The organism is Priestia aryabhattai (assembly GCF_023715685.1).
Lineage (GTDB): Bacteria > Bacillota > Bacilli > Bacillales > Bacillaceae_H > Priestia > Priestia aryabhattai_B.
Window position 1 is genome coordinate 149,467 of record NZ_JAMBOQ010000004.1, and the last position, 19,465, is coordinate 168,931.

Annotated in this window: 22 protein-coding genes and 1 riboswitch; of the genes, 20 read left to right on the forward strand and 2 right to left on the reverse strand. The window is 39.4% G+C overall.

All coding sequences use genetic code 11. The annotated features are described in order from the left end of the window. Positions 1 to 93: 93 nt before the first annotated feature. Positions 94 to 1,005 (reverse strand): homoserine O-acetyltransferase MetA, encoded by a 912-nt coding sequence (metA, locus tag M3225_RS19315; protein ID WP_251396330.1) that lies wholly within the window; start codon positions 1,003 to 1,005, stop codon positions 94 to 96. 352 nt (positions 1,006 to 1,357) lie between these two features. On the opposite strand from metA, the gene M3225_RS19320 reads away from it, so the two are divergent. The 7 genes from M3225_RS19320 to M3225_RS19345 all read left to right on the forward strand — a co-directional run bounded on the left by M3225_RS19320 (position 1,358) and on the right by M3225_RS19345 (position 8,393). Beyond that, positions 1,358 to 3,046, forward strand: a complete 1,689-nt coding sequence (locus M3225_RS19320; RefSeq protein ID WP_251396332.1) for a formate--tetrahydrofolate ligase — start codon at positions 1,358 to 1,360, stop codon at positions 3,044 to 3,046. Positions 3,047 to 3,188: 142 nt separating this feature from the next. Further along, positions 3,189 to 3,323 carry a hypothetical protein gene (locus M3225_RS29655; RefSeq protein ID WP_285885750.1) on the forward strand — a complete coding sequence of 45 codons (135 nt, stop codon included), beginning with the start codon at positions 3,189 to 3,191 and terminating at the stop codon, positions 3,321 to 3,323. Between the two features lie 168 nt (positions 3,324 to 3,491). Beyond that, positions 3,492 to 4,010 (forward strand): hypothetical protein, encoded by a 519-nt coding sequence (locus M3225_RS19325; RefSeq protein ID WP_251396333.1) that lies wholly within the window; start codon positions 3,492 to 3,494, stop codon positions 4,008 to 4,010. Between the two features lie 61 nt (positions 4,011 to 4,071). Next, positions 4,072 to 4,548 (forward strand): glutathione peroxidase, encoded by a 477-nt coding sequence (locus M3225_RS19330; RefSeq protein ID WP_014460472.1) that lies wholly within the window; start codon positions 4,072 to 4,074, stop codon positions 4,546 to 4,548. Positions 4,549 to 4,672: 124 nt separating this feature from the next. Further along, positions 4,673 to 5,326, forward strand: a complete 654-nt coding sequence (locus M3225_RS19335; RefSeq protein WP_251396334.1) for an HD domain-containing protein — start codon at positions 4,673 to 4,675, stop codon at positions 5,324 to 5,326. Continuing rightward, positions 5,307 to 7,205, forward strand: coding sequence for an ABC-F family ATP-binding cassette domain-containing protein (locus M3225_RS19340; RefSeq protein WP_251396335.1), 1,899 nt, complete (start codon positions 5,307 to 5,309; stop codon positions 7,203 to 7,205). The genes M3225_RS19335 and M3225_RS19340 overlap by 20 nt, the downstream gene beginning before the upstream one ends. Positions 7,206 to 7,268: 63 nt before the next feature. Then, the gene (locus M3225_RS19345) at positions 7,269 to 8,393 is read left to right on the forward strand and encodes a conserved virulence factor C family protein (protein ID WP_251396336.1); all 1,125 of its coding nucleotides are present in this window, start codon (positions 7,269 to 7,271) and stop codon (positions 8,391 to 8,393) included. A gap of 30 nt (positions 8,394 to 8,423) precedes the next feature. Here M3225_RS19345 and M3225_RS19350 read toward each other — a convergent pair whose 3' ends face one another. Further along, positions 8,424 to 9,290 (reverse strand): polysaccharide deacetylase family protein, encoded by an 867-nt coding sequence (locus M3225_RS19350; RefSeq protein WP_251396337.1) that lies wholly within the window; start codon positions 9,288 to 9,290, stop codon positions 8,424 to 8,426. Between the two features lie 241 nt (positions 9,291 to 9,531). On the opposite strand from M3225_RS19350, the gene M3225_RS19355 reads away from it, so the two are divergent. The 13 genes from M3225_RS19355 to M3225_RS19415 all read left to right on the forward strand — a co-directional run bounded on the left by M3225_RS19355 (position 9,532) and on the right by M3225_RS19415 (position 19,395). Next, the gene (locus M3225_RS19355) at positions 9,532 to 9,969 is read left to right on the forward strand and encodes a BrxA/BrxB family bacilliredoxin (protein ID WP_014460467.1); all 438 of its coding nucleotides are present in this window, start codon (positions 9,532 to 9,534) and stop codon (positions 9,967 to 9,969) included. 134 nt (positions 9,970 to 10,103) lie between these two features. Further along, the gene (locus M3225_RS19360) at positions 10,104 to 10,883 is read left to right on the forward strand and encodes a class I SAM-dependent methyltransferase (protein ID WP_251396871.1); all 780 of its coding nucleotides are present in this window, start codon (positions 10,104 to 10,106) and stop codon (positions 10,881 to 10,883) included. A 380-nt stretch (positions 10,884 to 11,263) separates the two neighbouring features. Further along, positions 11,264 to 11,866 carry a YpjP family protein gene (locus tag M3225_RS19365; RefSeq protein WP_251396338.1) on the forward strand — a complete coding sequence of 201 codons (603 nt, stop codon included), beginning with the start codon at positions 11,264 to 11,266 and terminating at the stop codon, positions 11,864 to 11,866. Between the two features lie 167 nt (positions 11,867 to 12,033). After that, positions 12,034 to 12,369, forward strand: coding sequence for a thioredoxin family protein (locus M3225_RS19370; RefSeq protein ID WP_308215760.1), 336 nt, complete (start codon positions 12,034 to 12,036; stop codon positions 12,367 to 12,369). A 90-nt stretch (positions 12,370 to 12,459) separates the two neighbouring features. Then, a riboswitch (cobalamin riboswitch) is annotated at positions 12,460 to 12,592 on the forward strand. 259 nt (positions 12,593 to 12,851) lie between these two features. After that, positions 12,852 to 13,811 carry an ABC transporter substrate-binding protein gene (locus M3225_RS19375; protein ID WP_251396341.1) on the forward strand — a complete coding sequence of 320 codons (960 nt, stop codon included), beginning with the start codon at positions 12,852 to 12,854 and terminating at the stop codon, positions 13,809 to 13,811. Positions 13,812 to 13,899: 88 nt separating this feature from the next. Next, positions 13,900 to 14,508 (forward strand): adenosylcobinamide amidohydrolase, encoded by a 609-nt coding sequence (locus M3225_RS19380; protein ID WP_251396343.1) that lies wholly within the window; start codon positions 13,900 to 13,902, stop codon positions 14,506 to 14,508. 4 nt (positions 14,509 to 14,512) lie between these two features. Continuing rightward, complete coding sequence (cbiB, locus tag M3225_RS19385) at positions 14,513 to 15,499, forward strand: adenosylcobinamide-phosphate synthase CbiB (RefSeq protein ID WP_251396346.1); 987 nt, start codon at positions 14,513 to 14,515, stop codon at positions 15,497 to 15,499. Continuing rightward, complete coding sequence (gene cobD / locus M3225_RS19390) at positions 15,474 to 16,553, forward strand: threonine-phosphate decarboxylase CobD (RefSeq protein ID WP_251396348.1); 1,080 nt, start codon at positions 15,474 to 15,476, stop codon at positions 16,551 to 16,553. The genes cbiB and cobD overlap by 26 nt, the downstream gene beginning before the upstream one ends. Further along, on the forward strand, positions 16,550 to 17,110 hold the full coding sequence (locus tag M3225_RS19395) for a bifunctional adenosylcobinamide kinase/adenosylcobinamide-phosphate guanylyltransferase (protein ID WP_251396350.1): 561 nt from the start codon (positions 16,550 to 16,552) through the stop codon (positions 17,108 to 17,110). Before cobD ends, M3225_RS19395 begins: the two co-directional genes overlap by 4 nt. Then, positions 17,107 to 17,880 (forward strand): adenosylcobinamide-GDP ribazoletransferase, encoded by a 774-nt coding sequence (gene cobS / locus M3225_RS19400; protein WP_251396352.1) that lies wholly within the window; start codon positions 17,107 to 17,109, stop codon positions 17,878 to 17,880. The genes M3225_RS19395 and cobS overlap by 4 nt, the downstream gene beginning before the upstream one ends. Further along, on the forward strand, positions 17,838 to 18,452 hold the full coding sequence (locus tag M3225_RS19405; protein WP_251396354.1) for a histidine phosphatase family protein: 615 nt from the start codon (positions 17,838 to 17,840) through the stop codon (positions 18,450 to 18,452). Before cobS ends, M3225_RS19405 begins: the two co-directional genes overlap by 43 nt. Beyond that, positions 18,404 to 18,829 carry a bifunctional adenosylcobinamide kinase/adenosylcobinamide-phosphate guanylyltransferase gene (locus M3225_RS19410; RefSeq protein WP_251396356.1) on the forward strand — a complete coding sequence of 142 codons (426 nt, stop codon included), beginning with the start codon at positions 18,404 to 18,406 and terminating at the stop codon, positions 18,827 to 18,829. Before M3225_RS19405 ends, M3225_RS19410 begins: the two co-directional genes overlap by 49 nt. Next, on the forward strand, positions 18,826 to 19,395 hold the full coding sequence (locus M3225_RS19415) for a cob(I)yrinic acid a,c-diamide adenosyltransferase (RefSeq protein WP_251396358.1): 570 nt from the start codon (positions 18,826 to 18,828) through the stop codon (positions 19,393 to 19,395). Before M3225_RS19410 ends, M3225_RS19415 begins: the two co-directional genes overlap by 4 nt. The last annotated feature ends 70 nt before the right edge of the window (positions 19,396 to 19,465 follow it).

The window sequence follows — 19,465 nt, forward strand, 5'->3', positions numbered from 1 at the left end:
TCATCATTGATTTTAGGAACTGTTATCAATACGGTAGTTTCAGCATGAAAAAGAGCATGCGTATTAATTAAACACTGGGACAGATCGGTTCTTTCATTCCCACAGATATGGAGTCTCTTGGTAAACATAATAGTTCAACCAATTTATAAACAACAGGTTGGCATGAGAGCGCCATGTTTTTAAAGGGTTTTTGTCGGGATCATTGTTTGGGAAATAGTGTTCCGGAAGCTTTGGTTCTAGCCCTTTTTCTGTATCTCGAAGAAATTCTTCTTGCAGTGTTTGAACGTCGTACTCTGGGTGCCCGGTAACGAAAACAAACTTTTCGTCTTTAGACATAGCCATATAAACACCAGCTTCTTCAGAGTAGGAAAGAAGCTCAAGGTCAGGATGATTTTTTACTTCATTCATGTCTACGTCAGTGTGACGGGAATGAGGAGAATAAAAGACATCATCAAATCCTCGCAGCAGCTTAATCGGTTCTTCACTGGATACAACATGTGTAAATACACCCGTGCATTTATCTGAAAGAGGTCGCTTGTTAATGCCAAAGTGATGATAAAGTCCGGCTTGGGCTCCCCAACAGATATGAAGGGTTGACGTCACATTTGTTTTACACCAATCCATAATTTCTTGAAGTTCTTTCCAGTAGTTTACTTCTTCAAATGGTATATGTTCTACAGGTGCTCCTGTAATAATCATTCCGTCATATTTTCGCTCTTTAATTTGTTCAAACGTTTTATAAAACTGATCTAGGTGATTTCTACTCGTTGTTTTTGCTTTATGGCTTGCCGTGTAAAGAAGTGTAATATGCACTTGCAGCGGTGAGTTCCCGAGTAAACGTAATAATTGAGTTTCAGCTTTTTCTTTTTCCGGCATTAAGTTTAGGATAACAATATTAAGCGGGCGAATTTCTTGGTTAACCGCGCGCACGTCGTCCATAATAAAAATTCTCTCTTTTTCTAAAATTTCTTTTGCCGGAAGATCACGTGGAATATTAATAGGCAATAAAATTCCTCCTATTCGATTTCGAAGTAATGACGCGTATAAATGTTCTTTCTCACGTGAAGATGAGGTTCAACATTTATGTACAATATACTATTATAGGAATATACAGAATATTAAGCAATTGAATTTTGAAAAAAAAGAGCATTAATATGCGTAATGGCCAAAATGAAATGGTACAATAAGGTTAAACTGGAGCGTTGCTATGCTTTTTTAGCTTGACTGAAACTTAGTAAAATTTATAGCGGAGTTCGTTCCTGTATTTATTAAACTTCATATCTCCCCCAAAGAATGGATTTTATCCTTTTTTGATGAAGTGTTTAAAAAGAATTTTCACCAGAAAAGGGGTTTTTATATGACAACTAAGAAGCAAATAAAAAGTGATTTGCAAATTGCACAAGAGGCAACGATTAAACCGATTAAGGAGATTGCCGAGCAGCTAGATATTTTAGAGGCCGAGTTAGAGCCGTACGGACATTATAAAGCCAAGCTTTCTTTGTCCGTTATGGAACGTTTAAACACAAAAAAAGATGGAAAAGTGATTTTAGTTACAGCTATTAATCCAACTCCAGCAGGAGAAGGGAAGTCGACAGTGACGGTTGGCTTAGCTCAGGCATTACATAGATTAGATAAAAAAGCGATTGTCGCCATGCGTGAACCATCTCTTGGTCCGGTAATGGGAATTAAAGGAGGTGCCGCTGGAGGCGGTTATGCTCAAGTGCTTCCAATGGAGGATATTAACTTACACTTTACTGGAGACCTTCATGCCATCACAACAGCTAACAACGCGCTGGCAGCTATTTTAGATAACCATATACATCAAGGCAATGAATTGCGTATTGATACACGTAAAATCACGTGGAAACGAGTGCTTGATTTAAACGACCGCGCGTTGCGTCAGATCGTCATTGGATTAGGGGGTCCGATGCAAGGTGTTCCGCGAGAAGATGGGTTTGATATTACGGTTGCATCAGAAATTATGGCTATTTTCTGCTTAGCGTCAGATTTACAAGATTTAAAGCGTCGCTTAGCGTCTATTGTTGTAGCTTATAACATGAACAATGAGCCTATAACGGTTGCGGACTTAGGTGCACAAGGAGCGCTGACTCTTCTTTTAAAAGATGCGATTAAACCAAATCTTGTACAGACGTTGGAACATACTCCAGCCCTCATTCACGGAGGTCCTTTTGCTAATATTGCCCACGGTTGCAATAGCGTCATTGCAACAAAAATGGCCGCAAAACTAGGCGACTATGTAGTTACGGAAGCGGGATTTGGGGCAGATTTAGGCGCAGAAAAATTCCTAAATATTAAAGCTCGTATGGCAGATATTAAACCAGAAACGGTGGTAATTGTTGCAACAATTCGCGCTTTAAAAATGCATGGAGGCGTTCCTAAAGAGCGTTTAAATGAAGAAAACATTGAGGCTTTAGAAGCGGGAATTGAAAACCTTGAAAAACATATTGAAACGATTCAGGCATTCGGCGTTCCTTATGTTGTAGCGGTGAACCGTTTTGTAACGGATTCAAAAGGTGAAGTAGAAGCGCTTATGAATTGGTGTGGTTCAAAGAATGTTCCAGTTGCTTTAACAGAAGTATGGGAAAAAGGTGGAGAAGGAGGCGTCATGCTTGCTGAAAAAATTCTTGAAGTCATGAACGAGACAGAAAGTCAGTTTTCTCCTCTTTACGATGTGTCAGCTTCAATTCCAGAAAAAGTAGAAGCTATTGCTAAAACCGTATACGGAGCACAAGGCGTAGATTTTGCTCCAAAAGCGTTAAAGCAAATACAGCAATTTGAAGCAAACGGGTGGGATCACCTGCCGATCTGTATGGCCAAAACGCAGTATTCGTTAAGTGATGATCAGATGAAGCTTGGGCGACCAACTGATTTTAAAATTACGGTAAGGGAATTCCGCCCTTCGCTTGGAGCTGGCTTTCTCGTGGCGCTAACAGGTTCAATTATGACAATGCCTGGACTTCCCAAAAAACCTGCGGCGCTCAATATGGATATTGATGAAAATGGACATGCATTAGGTATTTTTTAAGAGAAGAGGCTGAGACAAGAGTATTTTAGTTGAAGGAAAATCCGAACGATGAATCGAGATTCTTGATGAAGAATCAACCTCGTTCGGATTTTTTCATTGGTATGGTGAACGTAGGTTTCATGTATGTAGTGGCTTCTAGCTGTTGATTGGAGGGAAGGGCGAAGACTCCTGCGGGAAAAGCGGAATAGGTGAGACCCCGCAGGAGCGTAAGCGACGAGGAGGCTCATCGGCCGCCCGCGGAAAGCGAAGTCTTGCACGGAAATCAACAGCGGTGTAACAAGTGATCCATACTAGCTCATTTATCCAATTTGTTCGTTTTTAGATTCGATTGATTTAGTTGTGTCTCAATCTCTTTCTTACAAAATAACAGGTATGTTATGAATTAATTTGGCAAGAAAGAAGAAGAGCTGACTGTTCGTATTTTATAAAAAAGGAGGTAGTTGAAATGTTTGATCCAATTGTATTTGATAATTTAAAAGTGGTTGTAGAAGGAGAGATCTATGATCTTGACTTATCTGGGCAAGTATCTGTTACGAATCGCGAAGATTTTGTAGACTTAGCTCAGTTTACTCGAACGTACCGCATTTCTTTTCAACAGCATTTTTGCTGTACCGCGTCGCTAACTTTATCAACCGACTTAGACAACATTCATGCCGAATTAACGCCTTCCCGTATAGAAAAACCAGGGTGTACAGTTTATATTCATTTTCAGCTAAAAAAACAAAAACCGTTTGAAGAAGCTGAGTTTAGAAATATACAGGAAATGTGTGAGCGGATTTGGGGAACGACAAGAGTTGTTAAGCAGCGTATTACTCATGAAGTCGGAGGAAGCGAATATGAAAACAATATTGTGGTGACCTTTAACCGATTTATTTACGAAGATCAAGTAGGAGATTTAATCGAGATGATTGATTATATGCTGCAAACGACTGATCAGCTAAAGGTTCTTTACGACAAATTATAAGAGCGTTTCAGTTGTACTTCAGAAATAAAGTGAATTACAATAGGGAAAAGGAGGCGTTTTGATGAGCGTATATGAATACTCTGCAAAAACAATTAAAGACGAAGACGTATCGCTATCTAACTATCAAGGTGACGTACTGTTGATTGTGAACACAGCTAGCAAATGCGGCTTCACCCCTCAATATAAAGATTTGCAGGCGTTGTACGAAGAAGAAAAAGAAAACGGCCTAACGGTTCTAGGTTTTCCTTGCAATCAGTTCGGTGGTCAAGAGCCAGGAAGTTCAAATGATATTGAACAATTTTGCGAGTTAAACTATGGCGTTTCGTTTCCGATGTTTGCAAAAGTAGATGTAAAAGGTGAGCATGCACACCCGTTATTTACATACTTAACGGAACAAGCACCGGGTCTACTGGGTTCTAAAGCGATAAAGTGGAATTTTACAAAGTTTTTAGTGAATCGTCAAGGTGAAGTCGTGAAGCGATACGCACCTCAAACTGCACCAAAAGATATTCAAAAAGATATAAAAGAATTGCTGTAAAAGCAGGTGGATCTCCATCTGTTTTTTATTTTTCAGCAAGGGTTTTCAAATGGTGCTCAGCTGTCAGTGAGACGAGCGCCTTACTTTGTGCTAAAATAATGGTGGATATAATTGAGGTGAGCAAATGAATAAAATAGCTGAGACGGAAAAGTGGGTTCAAGCAAAGCTTGCGCACGACACGACGGGCCATGACTGGCAGCATATCGATCGCGTACGTCGAAATGCAGTGCTTTTATATAAAAAAGAAGGCGGCAACCGGGAAGTTATCGAACTAGCCGCGCTTTTACACGATGTTGTAGATGATAAGCTAGTGGAAGATGTTGAAAAAGCGTACGAAGAAGTGTGGGAGTGGCTGAAGAGTCAGCACGTAAAAGAAGAAGACTGCAAGCATATTGTTCACATTTTACAAACGATGTCATTTAAAGGCGGAAATCGTCCGGCTATGGCTACGCTTGAAGGTCAAGTTGTTCAAGATGCAGATCGCTTAGATGCGATCGGTGCAATTGGTATCGCACGTACGTTTATGTATGCAGGTTCTAAAGGCACGGCCCTGTATGATGAAAACGTTGCTGTACGAAGTGAAATGACGGAAGAAGAATACAGACACGGGAAATCAACGGCTATTGCTCATTTTTATGAAAAGTTATTAAAGCTGACTGCGTTAATGAATACTCAAACAGCAAGGTCTCTAGCGCAAGAGCGACATACATATATGAAAGAATTTTTAGTTCAATTTAAGAAAGAGTGGAATTATCATTATGAAAATGCTGACTGTTGAAAACTTAACAAAAACATATGGAGAAAAAGAGCTGTTTCATCAACTAACATTTACAATTACGGAAAATGAGCGAATCGGCTTAATCGGTGTAAACGGAACAGGAAAATCGACGCTTCTTAAAATTATCGCAGGTCTAGAGCTGGGAGATGAAGGGGATATTGTTCATGCTAAAGACTACAGAGTGACATATTTACCGCAGCATCCGGATTTTGATGAAGACTTAACGGTTTTAGAGCAAGTTTTCAGCGGAGATACGCCTCTTCTTAACTTATTAAAAAACTATGAGCTAGCTCTGTATGCGTTAGAGCAAGATTCTGCAAACGAAAAAAACCAGCAAACATTGTACGATTTACAGCAGAAAATGGATGCGATGAGCGCGTGGGAAGCCAATTCTAACGCACAGTCGATCTTAACGAAGCTGGGAATTTCAAATATGAGTGCAAAAATCGGTGAGCTTTCAGGTGGACAGAAAAAGCGCGTGTCAATTGCGCAAAGCCTAATTCAAACACCTGATTTATTGATCTTAGATGAGCCAACTAACCACTTGGATTATGAGACAGTTAAATGGCTCGAAGAATATTTATCCAAATATCAAGGAGCCGTGCTGCTTGTTACTCATGATCGCTATTTCTTGGATGCTGTTACAAATCGAATTTTTGAATTAGACGGTGGAAATTTATATAGCTATAAAGGAAACTATGCTGCTTTTCTAGAAGGAAAAGCGATTCGAGAAGAGCAGGAAAAAGCAACTCAAGCAAAATTAAGCAACTTATATCGCAATGAATTGGCTTGGATTCGTAGAGGAGCAAAAGCGCGTACGACTAAGCAAAAAGCGCGTATTCAACGATTTGATGAATTAGAGGGGAAACTCGATTCCTCTGAAAAAGAATCACTGGATTTAAGCTTAGCAGGCAGTCGCCTTGGGAAAAAAGTGTTTGAATTAAAAGATGTGTCTAAGACGTATGAAAATAAAATCATTCTTTCAGAGTTTACGCACATCGTGAAAAAACAAGATCGAATTGGAATTGTCGGAAAAAACGGAAGCGGTAAGTCTACACTTTTGAATATGATTGCAGGACGAATCGAGCCGGATAGCGGTGAAATTGACAGAGGACAAACGGTTAAAGTTGCTTACTATACCCAAGAAAGCGACGATATGGATTTGAATCAACGCATGCTTGATTATATTAAAGAATCTGCAGAAGTTGTGCATACGACGGATGGAAAAATGATTTCTGCATCGCAAATGCTTGAGAGATTTCTATTTCCTTCACATACACACGGAACACCGATTCAAAAATTGTCAGGAGGAGAGCGCCGTCGTTTATACTTGTTGAAATTATTGATGACATCGCCGAATGTTTTGCTTCTAGACGAGCCGACTAATGATTTGGATACTCAAACGCTAACGGTGCTTGAAGACTACCTCGAAGAATTTCCAGGTGTCGTTATCACCGTATCACATGATCGCTATTTCTTAGATAAAGTAGCAGATTACTTACTTGTCTTTGAAGGAGAAGGAAACATTTCGACTTATTTTGGCGCTTATACGGATCAATTGGAAGAAGCGATGAAGAAGAAGCAGGCAATGGCTCAGCAAGCTAAAGTGAAAGAAGAAAAGCCAAAACAGCCGGAGAAAGCGAAAAAGCGTCGCTTAACTTATAAAGAACAAAAAGAATGGGAAGAAATCGAAGATAATATTGCAGCAAAAGAAGAAGAAATTGAACGCTTAACAAGCGAAATTGAACAGGTGGGCAGCGATTATACAAAAGCGCATAACCTATCGTTAGAACAAGAAAAAGCAAATGAAGAATTAAGTGCACTGCTCGATCGTTGGGCAGAGCTTTCAGAGCTGATTGAAGAAATTGAAAACGCGTAAACAAGTCGTTAGACTGAGTATAAGCCACATGCTACAATTTTAATGAGAGGAGCACGATACGACATGAACATTAAATCAATTGAGCCGACGCCAAGTCCGAATACAATGAAAATTAATTTAGACGAAGTGTTATCAGGCGGAAAAAGCAATAACTATACGAAAAAAAATGCTGAAGCGGCCCCCGAAGTTGTTCAAGACATTTTAAAAGTAGAAGGGGTAAAAGGAGTCTACCACGTAGCAGACTTCTTAGCAGTAGAACGAAATGCTAAATATGATTGGAAGCAAATTTTGCCGCAAGTTCGTGCAGCGTTTGGAGAAGATTTGCAAAGTAACAATGAACAGCACAAAATGAATGAGCATTTTGGTGAGGTCAATGTGTCAGTTCAAATGTTTAAAAATGTACCGATGCAAGTCAAGTTAACAGACGGAAATGAAGAAAAGCGCTTTGGTCTGCCCGAACGATTCGCAAAAGCGATAGCAGAACTTCAACGTTTTTCAGATAATGTGGTATTAGAACGGAAATGGAAAGAACAAGGCGTTCGTTATGGAGAATTAGCTGCTATCGGCGACGAAGTAGTGGAAGAGTTAGCAGCGGCATATCCGCAAGAAAGATTAACTCGCCTTGTGGCCAATGCACAAGAAGAAAAAGAAGGCGGAAAAACTGTACAACCGCGTAAAACCTATAAAGTTACAGAAGAGATGTTAGAAGACAAAGATTGGTCAGTGCGCTATGCCCATTTAGAACAAATGGATCCAACAGAAGCTGATTTAGACGTTTTAAATAAAGCGCTTGATGATGAAAAGGCATCTATTCGCCGCTTAGCTACGGTCTATTTAGGAATGATTGAATCAAAAACGGTACTACCTTATTTATACAAAGCATTAAAAGATAAATCAGTGACTGTGCGCCGTACTGCTGGAGACTGCATGTCAGATTTAGGCTTTGAAGAAGGTATTCCAGCAATGTGTGAAGCTCTTAGCGATAAAAACAAGCTTGTGCGCTGGCGTGCAGCTATGTATTTATACGAAGTAGGGGACGAGACAGCTCTTCCTGCATTAAAAGCAGCAGAGAATGATAAAGAATTTGAGGTGGATTTACAAATCAAGCTAGCGATTGAACGTATCGAAGGCGGAGAAGAAGCAAAAGGTTCTGTTTGGAAACAAATGACAGAAAGCAGAAAAGCATAAAAAAAAGATCATTCACTTGAATGATCTTTTTTATGAATGTTTTGCAGCGGGAGTTGGAAACTGCATAGGCTGCATGGTGTTATCAATTTTAATAGGCTGATAACCGGACTGCTTTAAGTAAGTCAAAATAGCGGGAAGGGATTGTGCAGTAAAGGATTTATCATGAAATAAAATGACTGGTGTTCTTCCATTGGAGTTAACCCTTTGAATATGAGGTTCAATGGCCTGAATAATTCTAGGTGCAGAACGAAGTGCCCAGTCTTCACTGTCTACATTCCAGTCCCATAATTTAAAGTGGCTTAGCAACTCTGTACGGTGGGGCTCTTTTAAATAAGGAACGCTGCCGTAAGGAACGCGGATTAACTTACTGTCAACACCGGTTACTTTCTTAACTGTTGCTTGACACTCCTGCATTTCTTTTAATGCAGCGCCATCTTCACTATACATGACATGAATATCATGGGAGACGCCGTGACAGCCGATGGCATGTCCTTCTTGTGCTACTTTTTTAGCAATTTCAGGGTGAGCGTCAATTTGATGCTTTAACATAAAGAAAGTTGCTTTTACGTTATATTGACGCAAAGCATTTAAAATATGAAGAGTATCAGGTGTTGGACCATCGTCAAATGTAAGGTACACAGGCTGTGTAAGAGCTTGATTTTGATCGTTCACCGTATTTGCTACATACATATTATGGTGAAGTGTATTAAGCAGCTTCTCAGGTTGTGCTGAAGATGCAGCTTCTTTCAGCGGCAATGCAGTAGATGCTAAGGCTTGCTGAGATGCAGCGGATTCACTTCCTTTGGCTTCTGTAATAAAAAACAAAGAAGTCACGATCACTAACACTAAAGACAAGAATGCATAAAATCGTTTGTTCGGTTTAAATCGCTGGTTCAATTTGAAAATCCTTTCTACTAAACTACTATTTACTACTATAGTACAAAAAATGGAATATTAATAGTAAAAATCGACATTTTTATGGAAAAAAATTAGATGATATGACCCGGTTTTAGTCTTTCTTTGTCAAAGGGAAAAGGGAAATGGGACAACGATAAGGATTTGAAAGGTGAGTAGCTAGATTTTTCCTGGCTTTTATAGTATGCTTTTAGCGTGAATGATTGTTAGGAGGAATGTTAATATGTCAATGGCATATGAAGAATATATGCGTCAGTTAGTTAAACCAATGCGTCAAGAATTAACTCAAGCTGGTTATGAAGAATTAACAACAGAGGAAGCCGTAGTTGATTTTATGGAAAACGTAGAAGGAACAACTTTTGTTGTAGTTAATTCAGTTTGTGGATGCGCTGCTGGTTTAGCACGTCCTGCAGCAACACAAGCATACTTACAGTCTGAGCAAAAACCAAATCAAGTAGTAACAGTTTTTGCCGGTCAAGATAAGGAAGCAACAGCTAAAATGCGTGAATATTTTGGGGACATTGAGCCTTCATCACCGTCTATGGCGCTTTTAAAAGGAAAAGAAGTAGTTCATTTTATTCCTCGACATGAAATTGAAGGTCAGCCGTTAGAAGTTATTTTTGAAAACATTTTAAATGGCTTTAAGCAGCACTGTTCATAAAATGTCCTGCTTTTGTCACATCTAGCATGTAGATTTTTAGAGAAAAATCGCATATACTTTATAAGAAAAAGGATGTCTAGCGGCATCCTTTTTCTCTATGTAAATAGCCAAACAGTGTAGGGGGAGTTATGAAAGTGATTGTTACGACTGCTGGTCGAACAAATGAACACATGATTGTAAAAGCCAAACAGATAGCCGCCGATTTAAGTATACCTTTTGTAACAAGAGAGAAAAAATCCGTTGCAGATCTTCAGAATCTTCAAGCTGCAGACGTGCTGGTTGTCGGTAAGAATAGAGTAGAATTGCATGTCCAAAACGAAGAGGAACCTATTTTTTTTCATCCAAATTCCGCTATGTTTAGAGTGAAGAGATGGCTGCGTGGAGAACGTGATCCGTTTATTGAAGCAGCTAGTTTGGAAAAAGGAATGAGCGTGCTTGACTGTACACTTGGTCTTGCATCGGATAGCATGATGGCGAGCGCAGCGGTAGGGAAAAGCGGAAAAGTTGTCGGACTAGAAGGCAACCGCTATGTAGCTTATTTAGTCAAACAAGGACTTTTAAATTGGAAAAGTGACGTAAAAGAGTTGAACGATGCAATGAAGCGTATAAACGTGGTTCATCAAAATTTTGAATCGTTTTTGGCATGCTGTGAAGATAATTCTTTTGATGTTGTCTATTTTGATCCCATGTTTCAAGAGCAAATTGATGAATCGAATGGAATTAATGGTATTAAAGCGATCGCATTGTATACCACGTTGACGCCAATGGCTATACAAGAAGCAAAAAGAGTGGCCAAACAAAAGATCGTGTTAAAAGATCATTGGAAAAGCAGTCGTTTTGAAGAGCATGGATTTACTGTGCAAAAACGAAAAACATCAAAATTTCATTACGGTACAATTGACATACAAAAATAAACAAAAAAGTAAAATGAAGCACGATCATTGAAAAGACTTCCAAAACCTTTTAGGAATTAAAAAGTTTTGGAAGTTTTTTTTGTGAATTTCATCTAAAGTTCATAAAAGTATGATATATTTTTGAACATAAAAATACTTTTGTGTTTAAGCATCCAGCAAAACAGGAATATCTTGTATAGGTTTCCGCTCGGTGTGACAACCTCAAACAAAAGAAGGAAGGTGCTAACTAAAAAGTCGTCGAATGCCCGTAGACAGCATAAATGAATAAGCAAATATAGGTAAAAAATTAATAAGTATGTTACAATACCTAGTGAGTTATGATAACGAATTTTACGATATGAAAAGACCATATGGGAAAAGATGAGAAAGGAAAGATACGAATGCCTAGATGGATAAAAAGAATGCTAGTTGTATTTATTACAGTATTTACATTTGGGCTTGTCACTCCACCAGAATATTTATACGTTGATGATGCAAAAGCGGACAAGCAACATAAAGCAGGGTATGTAAGAGAAACAACTCCTGTCACAGCTGTTATAGAAGATATTCATTTGCCATATGAAGAACCAAAATATGAAGACGTTTCATCATTTGTTACGTATGCAATGGAATCAGCCGAAAAACAGTCAGTGGAAAAATTCGGAACGAAAATTGGGCCTGTCATTGAAGATGAATTTCGTCAAGCAGTGTTACCTAAAATTGAAGAAGTGCTGACCGGCATTGGCACTGAACGTGAACAGTCAATTCAGAATCTCGAGATAAGCGAGCACCCCGCTGCTGGCTATGGTGAAAAGATTTTCCATGTATATGACCGGGAAACCGGTCAGGACTTAATACGGTTTCATGTGCGGCGTGAAAACCCTCCAAAAGATGGATACTGGTTTAATTTTCACTATCATGCGGCTGCAGATAATTTTCAAAAGCATTATGATTTAGGGAAAATTTATTGGAACCGAAACATGCCGCCTAAATGGTTTAGCTGATAATAGACACAACATTCTACGATTTCGAAATGTTAGCTTTTTTAAGCTAGCATTTTTTTACGTCTAAAACCGTTATGGTCTAAATAAGCTGAAACATTAGCACAACGATAAAAAAATCGTTTATAATGAAGTCAGACTTCTTACCATAGAATAGTGAGAAGGAAAGAATAAATGCTGGAGGTAACACAATGAAACAATTTACGGAAGAAAAACAATTTCGCGAACAAATTAAGAATGAAACACTAAGCGTTGGGATTTTTACGACAACGTGGTGTCCTGATTGCAAACGTTTGGATATGTTCATTGGTGAAATCGTTGACGAAAATACAGATAAAGCATGGTTTAAAATTGACAAGGATGAGTTTGAAGAACTTTCTGCTGAAAACAATGTAATGGGTATTCCTTCTCTTCTTGTATATAAAAACGGTGAAAAAATTGCGCACCTGCACAGTGCAAATGCTAAAACGCCTGAAGCGGTCCGTGAATTTTTAGCAACTCTTTAATTCCCTAAGCTGCGAGAGCATTCTCGCAGCTTTTTTTGTGAGAATTGCTATTTCCATTTTTCGATGAGTGGGGTATACTAGGACAAGTGAATAATCGTAAAGCAATAAGGTCTCAATTTAAAGATTGAGTGAAAAGGGAAGTCTGGTGAAAAACCAGCGCGGTCCCGCCACTGTAAGCGCTTTGTGCGTAAGTCAGGAGACCTGCCTTATTGTTAGCTGTGAAACCTTCGAGGAAGGGTGAAGCAGGGTAATGAACATACATATCAAGTATAGTGAATGGATTCTTTTCCTGCTTACCTTGACGTTACCTGCTTTGCTTTCAATTGAAAGTAAAGCTTTTTTATTTTGAAGCTGCCGACGAGCAGTATACATAGTCAAAGCGGAAAAAACGGGATAGCGCTGCTTTTTGCATGGTCATTTGCTTTTCCTTTAACATAGAGGTTTCGTATTCACAATGAACAATATATAGGGGGAGTATTTAGATGAAAAAATGGCTTTCGTATTCCATTATTGCACTGTTAGTCATCGTACTTGCAGCATGCGGTTCAGGCAACCAAAGCAGCAGTGATAAAAAAACGAAGCAAGATACAGCACAAACGTCACAAGCTGCGTTTCCAGTAAAGGTAAAAGACGCGCGTGATAAAGAAATTACGTTGAAAAAACAGCCTAAGAAAATCGTTTCATTAATGCCAAGTAATACGGAGATTGTATATGCCCTTGGCCTTGAAAAAGAATTAGTCGGTGTAACAAGCAACGATGATTATCCTAAAAGCGTAAAGAAAAAAGCGCAGGTGGGAGATATGAACGTTAATGCAGAAAAAGTTATTGCTTTAAATCCTGATTTAGTGCTGGCACACGCTTCAAGTATGGGCGTTTCAGATGAAGTATTTAAACAAATTGAAAGCGCGGGTATTCCGGTATTTGTTGTAAAAGATTCAACGACGTTTGATACGGTTTATGATTCTATTACGCAAATCGGTAAATTAACGGGTAAAACAAAAGAAGCTAACCAAACAATTAAAGACATGAAAGAAAAAGTAGCTTCAATTGAGAAAAAAGCAAAAACGATTTCAAAAGAAGATCGTAAAAAAGTATGGATAGAAGTATCAGGAGCTCCTGAGATTTATACAACAGGAAAAGGTACGTTCATGAACGAAATGCTTACTATGATCGGTGCTGATAACGTAGCGGCTAGTGAAGACGGTTGGGTTAAGTTTTCTGAAGAGCAGGTTGTTAAGTTAAACCCTGACGTTATTATAGCAACGTATGATGCAGATAAAAATGAGATTATGAAGCGTCCCGCTTGGAGCAGCATGACTGCTGTAAAAGAGGGTAACATTGAGAAGATTGATCAAAACAAAATCAATCGCTTAGGACCTCGTATTGTAGATGGCTTAGAGGACTTAGCAAAAGCGGTATACCCTGAGGTGTACAATAAATAAGAAGAGGGACCATATTCCAGTTCGAATTGAAAAGGGGATTGGTCCCTTTTCACATCTTAAAATTGAAGAACGGCCTGAGCTTTTAATCATGAAAACCGAGACTTCTTATAAAACATACAGCTCAGGCGTTTTAGGAACAGGTATTACGGAAACGGACACCTTTTACAATCGATTTGTTCACAAGAACTATTATTCAGATACTCCTTCTTTGGAGTATGAGCAATATTTGATGAAAGAAAATGTGCGTCATGATCAAATCGTAGGTTTGATGACAGCCGTTTGGTTAAAGGAAAGAGCGATTTACTGTTATGAGGGCTACGGAGTAAGAGTAGCCTCAGTGATAACGGCGGGAGTAGGAAACGCAGTGGACATTACAGCTGATGAAGCTGTCCCATTCTATTCCTCTCCTGGTACAATTAATATGTTTTTTTTTATTGAAGGAAAGCTTACAGATGCTGCATTTTTACAGCTTTTTATTGCGGCTACAGAAGCCAAAACAAAAATGCTGTCACAGCTGGGTGTCATAGATCCAGCTACAAAGACGATTGCTACGGGAACATCTACGGACAGTATCTCAGTTGCAGCGTCTCAGCAGGGACCGTTATATGAATATGCAGGCTCTATGACCGCTTTAGGTCAAGCGGTAGCCAAGCTGGTGAAAATAAGCTTAGAGCAGGGACTTAAGGAAAAGAGGTGAAGAAATGAGTATTACACAAGTGATGATTGCACACATGACGGCCATGACGATTGCTTTACTAATTGACCGAATCATAGGCGACCCGGAAAATTGGCCGCATCCCGTGCGTTGGTTTGGCAAGTGGATTTATTGGATGGATTCCAGGTTAAATAAAGGTACAGGAAAACGATTCAAGGGATTGCTTCTTGTTATAAGTATGGTTGTGCTCGCAGGAGTTATTCCTTTCTTATTCCTTCATATTTTGTACGGAGTTCATTTTATAGCAGGTGTTTTAGTAGAGGGCGTAATGATTGCGACTACCATATCTACTCGTTCCTTAAGTGAAGCTGCTTATAAGGTACAAAAGCCGCTTCAGCTAGGAGATATGGAGAAAGCTAGATATGAAGTAAGCATGATTGTGGGACGAGATACAGATCGTTTGTCAGAAGGAGAAATTGCCAGAGCGACGGTAGAGACTGTCGCTGAAAATACAAGTGATGGTATTACAGCTCCGCTTTTTTATGCATTTATAGGAGGAGGAGCCCTAGCCTTTTTTTACCGAGCTATTAACACATGTGATTCAATGGTTGGGTACAAAAATGACCGCTACTTTCTGTTTGGCTACTTTAGTGCAAAAACCGATGACGTATTAAACTATATTCCAAGTCGGTTAACTGCAGTGGTGATGACCGCTGTTAATGTAGCAAAAAGCAAGTATTCTCTTTGGCATGTAATGAGTTTGATTAAGCGTGATGCTAAGAAGCATCCAAGTCCAAATAGCGGATACGGGGAAAGCGCAGTGGCTGCTCTTTTAGGTGTTCAACTCGGCGGGCTTAATACATATAAAGGCATAGAATCTAATCGTGCAAAGATGGGCGAACCACTCATTCCTCTGCAAGCCGGTCATATTGAACAAGCTGTTTTCATTATGAAGAGGACGGTCTATGCTACTTGGTTATTATATCTTTTGTTAGGAGGAGTTATTAGTGCTATTACCTACACATGGAGCTAACCCCAATGTCTTTTTAAAAGCAATAGGGGCCAAGAATTTGTCGCATATAAAAGATTTTAGTGTGAACACAAATCCTTTAGGGGCTCCAGCTGTGCTTCACGAAAAGTGGAACGAATTCAAGGATGCTGCGTTTAGTTATCCTGATCCTCAAGTAACAGACTTAAAAAATAAACTTGCAGCTGCTCATCGTGTTTCCGCTGCTCAAGTGCTGCCAACAAATGGCGCCGCTGAAGCATTTTTTCTTATTGCTTCTTTATTTTCAGAAGAGAAAGCAGGGATTGTACAGCCGACTTTCGTCGAATACGAACAAGCAAGTAAAGCTTATGGATGTGAAGTGACATACATTCCTTTAGCTGAAGAAAATGGCTGGAGCTGGGATATAGAGTTGATTATGAGTATTCTCCCGGACATAAAAGTACTGTGGATTTGTCACCCAAATAATCCGACGGGCGTTATGTATAGTCATGAAGAATGGATGAAAGTAGTAAAAGCTGCTGTTCATCATGGTACATACTTAATGATTGATGAGGCATTTATTGATTTTGTCGAACATCAGCCTTCGTTTGATTCTCTTATTCTGGATTATGAGCATATCATTATTGTGCGTTCCATGACAAAGATGTTTAATATTGCCGGGCTTCGCCTTGGCTATATTTTGGCAAATGAAAGAATCATTAGCAAGATGTCTAAAAAGCAGCCTCCTTGGAGTGTAAATGGATTGTCGCAGCAAGTAGGGATGATATGTGTAGATGAAAAAGACTTTGTAAAAAACACCGTACATTATATTAAACAAGAACGGGAACGGATTTTGAGTCAACTAGAGGAATGGGGGCTTTTGGTCTCTCCTTCTCAAACAAACTATTATCTTTGCAGCGTTCCGTCTTCTATTAAAACGCGTGAATGGCTTGGCTATTTAGCAAGTCATGGCGTGGTAGCTCGCCATACTGAAAACTTTCCCTTTTTAAATGGACGCTATATCCGTTTGGCTGTAAAAACAAAAGAAGAAAATGACTATTTACTTAAAGTAATCAAACAAGGACTCGATGAAATATGATCATCTTTATTAGCGGAGGCGTTCGAAGCGGCAAATCACGTGCAGCGGAGAACATGGTTCAAACCTTTTGTACAAAGCGCGCTGTTTATATTGCCACAAGTCGGCAAACAGATAATGAAATGCAAAAACGCATCCAGCTTCATCAAACAGAACGCCAAGCAGCGAACACGCCTTGGGTAACGATAGAGCAGTCTGTAGATTTACAACAAATTCTGCCAAACCTTCAAAGTGATGATGTTATACTTTTAGATTGTGTCACGAACTGGCTTGCCAATGAGCTTTTTTTAACAGAAAAAAGATGGCAAACAAAAGAAGGCAAACAGCATGTTCTTTGTCATATGATAAAAGCGCTCAATAAGCTGTTTGCGCAGTCTCAGACGGTCGTGCTAGTATCCAATGAACTGTTTGAAGCGGGCGTGTTAGAGGAGCCGACATGTAGCTATATGCATATGTTAGGGAAATTACATCAGTATATTGTAGAAAAAGCAGATGTGGCTATTTGTGTAGAAGCGGGACTTTATCGTTTTAAAAAAGGAAAGGAATGTGTAAGCAAATGAAAGAATGGATAGCCATACTACGAATCTCTCTCCAGTTTTTTACGATCTTACCACTGGCTAAAACCGTTCAATGGACTGAAAAAAGAACGGCACGCTCACTTTTTGTGCTGCCTTGGATTGGCATGTTACTAGGTTTGTTGTTTTATAGCTTTTTACAGCTGCTTCACTATTCACCTATCACTGCTATCGTTAGCAGTATTTTAGTTTTGCTTTTGTCGCTTGTCTTAACGGGTGGCCTTCATTTAGACGGATGGATGGATGTAAGTGATGCATATTTTTCTCATCAGTCAAAGGAAAAAAAACTGCAGATTTTAAGTGATCCGCACGTTGGGTCTTTTGCTATTCTTTCTCTTATTGTTCTGCTTCTGCTGCGTTTTAGTGCGATCTATGAGTTAGCGTCTCTTTCTTCTTTGTCGATTTGGGAATGTGTAACCGTCTTTACACTTCCAAGAATCGGAGCAGCTTTCTTATTGATGAGGGATAAGCCGGCTAAAGATACGGGTCTTGCTGCTTATTTTCAAAAAGGAGTCACCAAACGGTCTATTTATGCATTTATGATCATGAGCCTATTCTTAGTTGCTATTTTCGTTGTTTTTATAGACAATAAATTCATTATCCTTTTCTTTGTCTGTTTTTTATGGCTGTGGATACGATTTTATCGTTCGCAGTTTGGTGGCGTAACAGGAGATGTTATAGGGGCAAGCATTGAAGGAGGAGAAACGTTTCTATGGATAATTCTTTGGTTATCACATGTATTCGTCACGGCATGACGCTTGAAAATCAACAAAAAAAATATATAGGGTGGAGTGATCCGTCTTTAAGTATAGAAGGAAAAAATAAATTAAAAGAGCTTTCTCTAGAACCTCAGCTGGTTATTTCCAGTGACTTAAAAAGAGCGCTAGAAACAAGTTCGATTGTTTTTCCGAAATCTCAAGTGGTTAAAAGTAAAAGTTGGCGTGAGCTGCATTTTGGAGATTGGGAAGAGAAGACATATGAAGATTTAAAAAACATACGGGCGTATAGAAATTGGATTGATCACTGGACAGAACATACGCCTCCGAATGGTGAAAGCTTCTCAGGCTTTTCAAACCGAGTTTGGGAAGCGTGGGAAGAAGCAATCGATTTGGCGGCAAGTCGGCAATTGAGTCACATTGCTATTGTTTCACACGGCGGACCTTTACGTTTAATTGCGTCCCATTTTAAACAGACAGCGTCGCTTTGGGATGTTTCTTTTTCCTATGGAGAAGGCTTTTCAGTAACGTGTACATACAAACAGGCAAAGGAGAGAAGAACATGCATTTCGTATTCGGCGGTGCATTTACCGGCAAAAGAAAATGGGTGAAGCAGCATTATGCCAGTGAGTCGGTAAAATGGCATTGTTTGTATGAAGCTCCTGTTTTACCAGCGTTTGAGTTCGAAGAAAGTTACATTGTGTTAGAAGGATTTGAGCACTATGTTAAGGAATTAATACATAGCGAGCTGGAAGCTCCACACCTTGTTGTTAAAAAGTTAATACAGAAGTGGAGAGACAGCGGTGTATGGGAACAGTTAGTAGTGATTGGAACTGAAGTCGGCAAAGGGATTGTTCCTTTAGATCCAATAGAGCGGCAGTGGAGAGATGAATGCGGATATGCGTATCAGAGTTTAGTGGCACATGCCCAGAAAGTAGATCACATTTGGTACGGAATTGCCAATCGAATGAAGGAGGAAATACAATGAACATTTACACAAAAACAGGGGACAAAGGGCAGACAAGCTTAATTGGAGGAAGAGTAAATAAAGATGATATTCGAGTGGAAGCATACGGTACAATCGATGAGCTAAATGGCTTTGTAGGTCAAGCCATTTATCAATTGGATGAAACAACATTAAAAGACGTAAAAGAAGAGCTAGTTACGATTCAACATGAGCTTTTTGACTGTGGAAGTGATTTAGCATTCGCAAAAGATGATCATCCGTACAAAGTAACAGATGACATGATAGCAGTACTTGAAAAGCGCATTGATGTCTATATGTCAGAAGCGCCGGCCATTGAGCGTTTTATTTTACCTGGAGGCACACCTGCAGCGACAACGCTTCATATCTGCCGGACGATTACGCGCCGCGCAGAAAGGCTTGTTGTTGGCGTGCAGCGTGAGCATAAAATTAATATGGCGGTGCTGCAGTATTTAAATCGCTTATCCGATTATTTCTTTGCTGCGGCTCGAATCGCTAACGCGAGAGAAAATGTACAAGATGTAGAGTATATTCGCAGTGCCAAAGTATTTAAACAGTCTAAAAAATAACGTATAAAAAAACGATCGAGCTAAAAACGATCGTTTTTTTATGAGCTATTTCGAGAGGTAAAATAAAGCT

What these genes read in the sequence shown, in the direction of transcription:
- M3225_RS19320 (WP_251396332.1), top strand. Translation starts at nt 1,358, where the DNA reads ATGACAACTAAGAAGCAAATAAAAAGTGATTTGCAAATTGCACAAGAG.
- cobS (WP_251396352.1), top strand. Translation starts at nt 17,107, where the DNA reads ATGAAAGAATGGATAGCCATACTACGAATCTCTCTCCAGTTTTTTACG.
- M3225_RS19355 (WP_014460467.1), top strand. Translation starts at nt 9,532, where the DNA reads ATGTCAATGGCATATGAAGAATATATGCGTCAGTTAGTTAAACCAATG.
- M3225_RS19335 (WP_251396334.1), top strand. Translation starts at nt 4,673, where the DNA reads ATGAATAAAATAGCTGAGACGGAAAAGTGGGTTCAAGCAAAGCTTGCG.
- M3225_RS19375 (WP_251396341.1), top strand. Translation starts at nt 12,852, where the DNA reads ATGAAAAAATGGCTTTCGTATTCCATTATTGCACTGTTAGTCATCGTA.
- cbiB (WP_251396346.1), top strand. Translation starts at nt 14,513, where the DNA reads ATGAGTATTACACAAGTGATGATTGCACACATGACGGCCATGACGATT.
- M3225_RS19345 (WP_251396336.1), top strand. Translation starts at nt 7,269, where the DNA reads ATGAACATTAAATCAATTGAGCCGACGCCAAGTCCGAATACAATGAAA.
- M3225_RS19410 (WP_251396356.1), top strand. Translation starts at nt 18,404, where the DNA reads ATGCATTTCGTATTCGGCGGTGCATTTACCGGCAAAAGAAAATGGGTG.
- M3225_RS19405 (WP_251396354.1), top strand. Translation starts at nt 17,838, where the DNA reads ATGGATAATTCTTTGGTTATCACATGTATTCGTCACGGCATGACGCTT.
- M3225_RS19330 (WP_014460472.1), top strand. Translation starts at nt 4,072, where the DNA reads ATGAGCGTATATGAATACTCTGCAAAAACAATTAAAGACGAAGACGTA.
- M3225_RS19395 (WP_251396350.1), top strand. Translation starts at nt 16,550, where the DNA reads ATGATCATCTTTATTAGCGGAGGCGTTCGAAGCGGCAAATCACGTGCA.
- M3225_RS19380 (WP_251396343.1), top strand. Translation starts at nt 13,900, where the DNA reads ATGAAAACCGAGACTTCTTATAAAACATACAGCTCAGGCGTTTTAGGA.
- M3225_RS19325 (WP_251396333.1), top strand. Translation starts at nt 3,492, where the DNA reads ATGTTTGATCCAATTGTATTTGATAATTTAAAAGTGGTTGTAGAAGGA.
- M3225_RS19340 (WP_251396335.1), top strand. Translation starts at nt 5,307, where the DNA reads ATGAAAATGCTGACTGTTGAAAACTTAACAAAAACATATGGAGAAAAA.
- M3225_RS19415 (WP_251396358.1), top strand. Translation starts at nt 18,826, where the DNA reads ATGAACATTTACACAAAAACAGGGGACAAAGGGCAGACAAGCTTAATT.
- M3225_RS19365 (WP_251396338.1), top strand. Translation starts at nt 11,264, where the DNA reads ATGCCTAGATGGATAAAAAGAATGCTAGTTGTATTTATTACAGTATTT.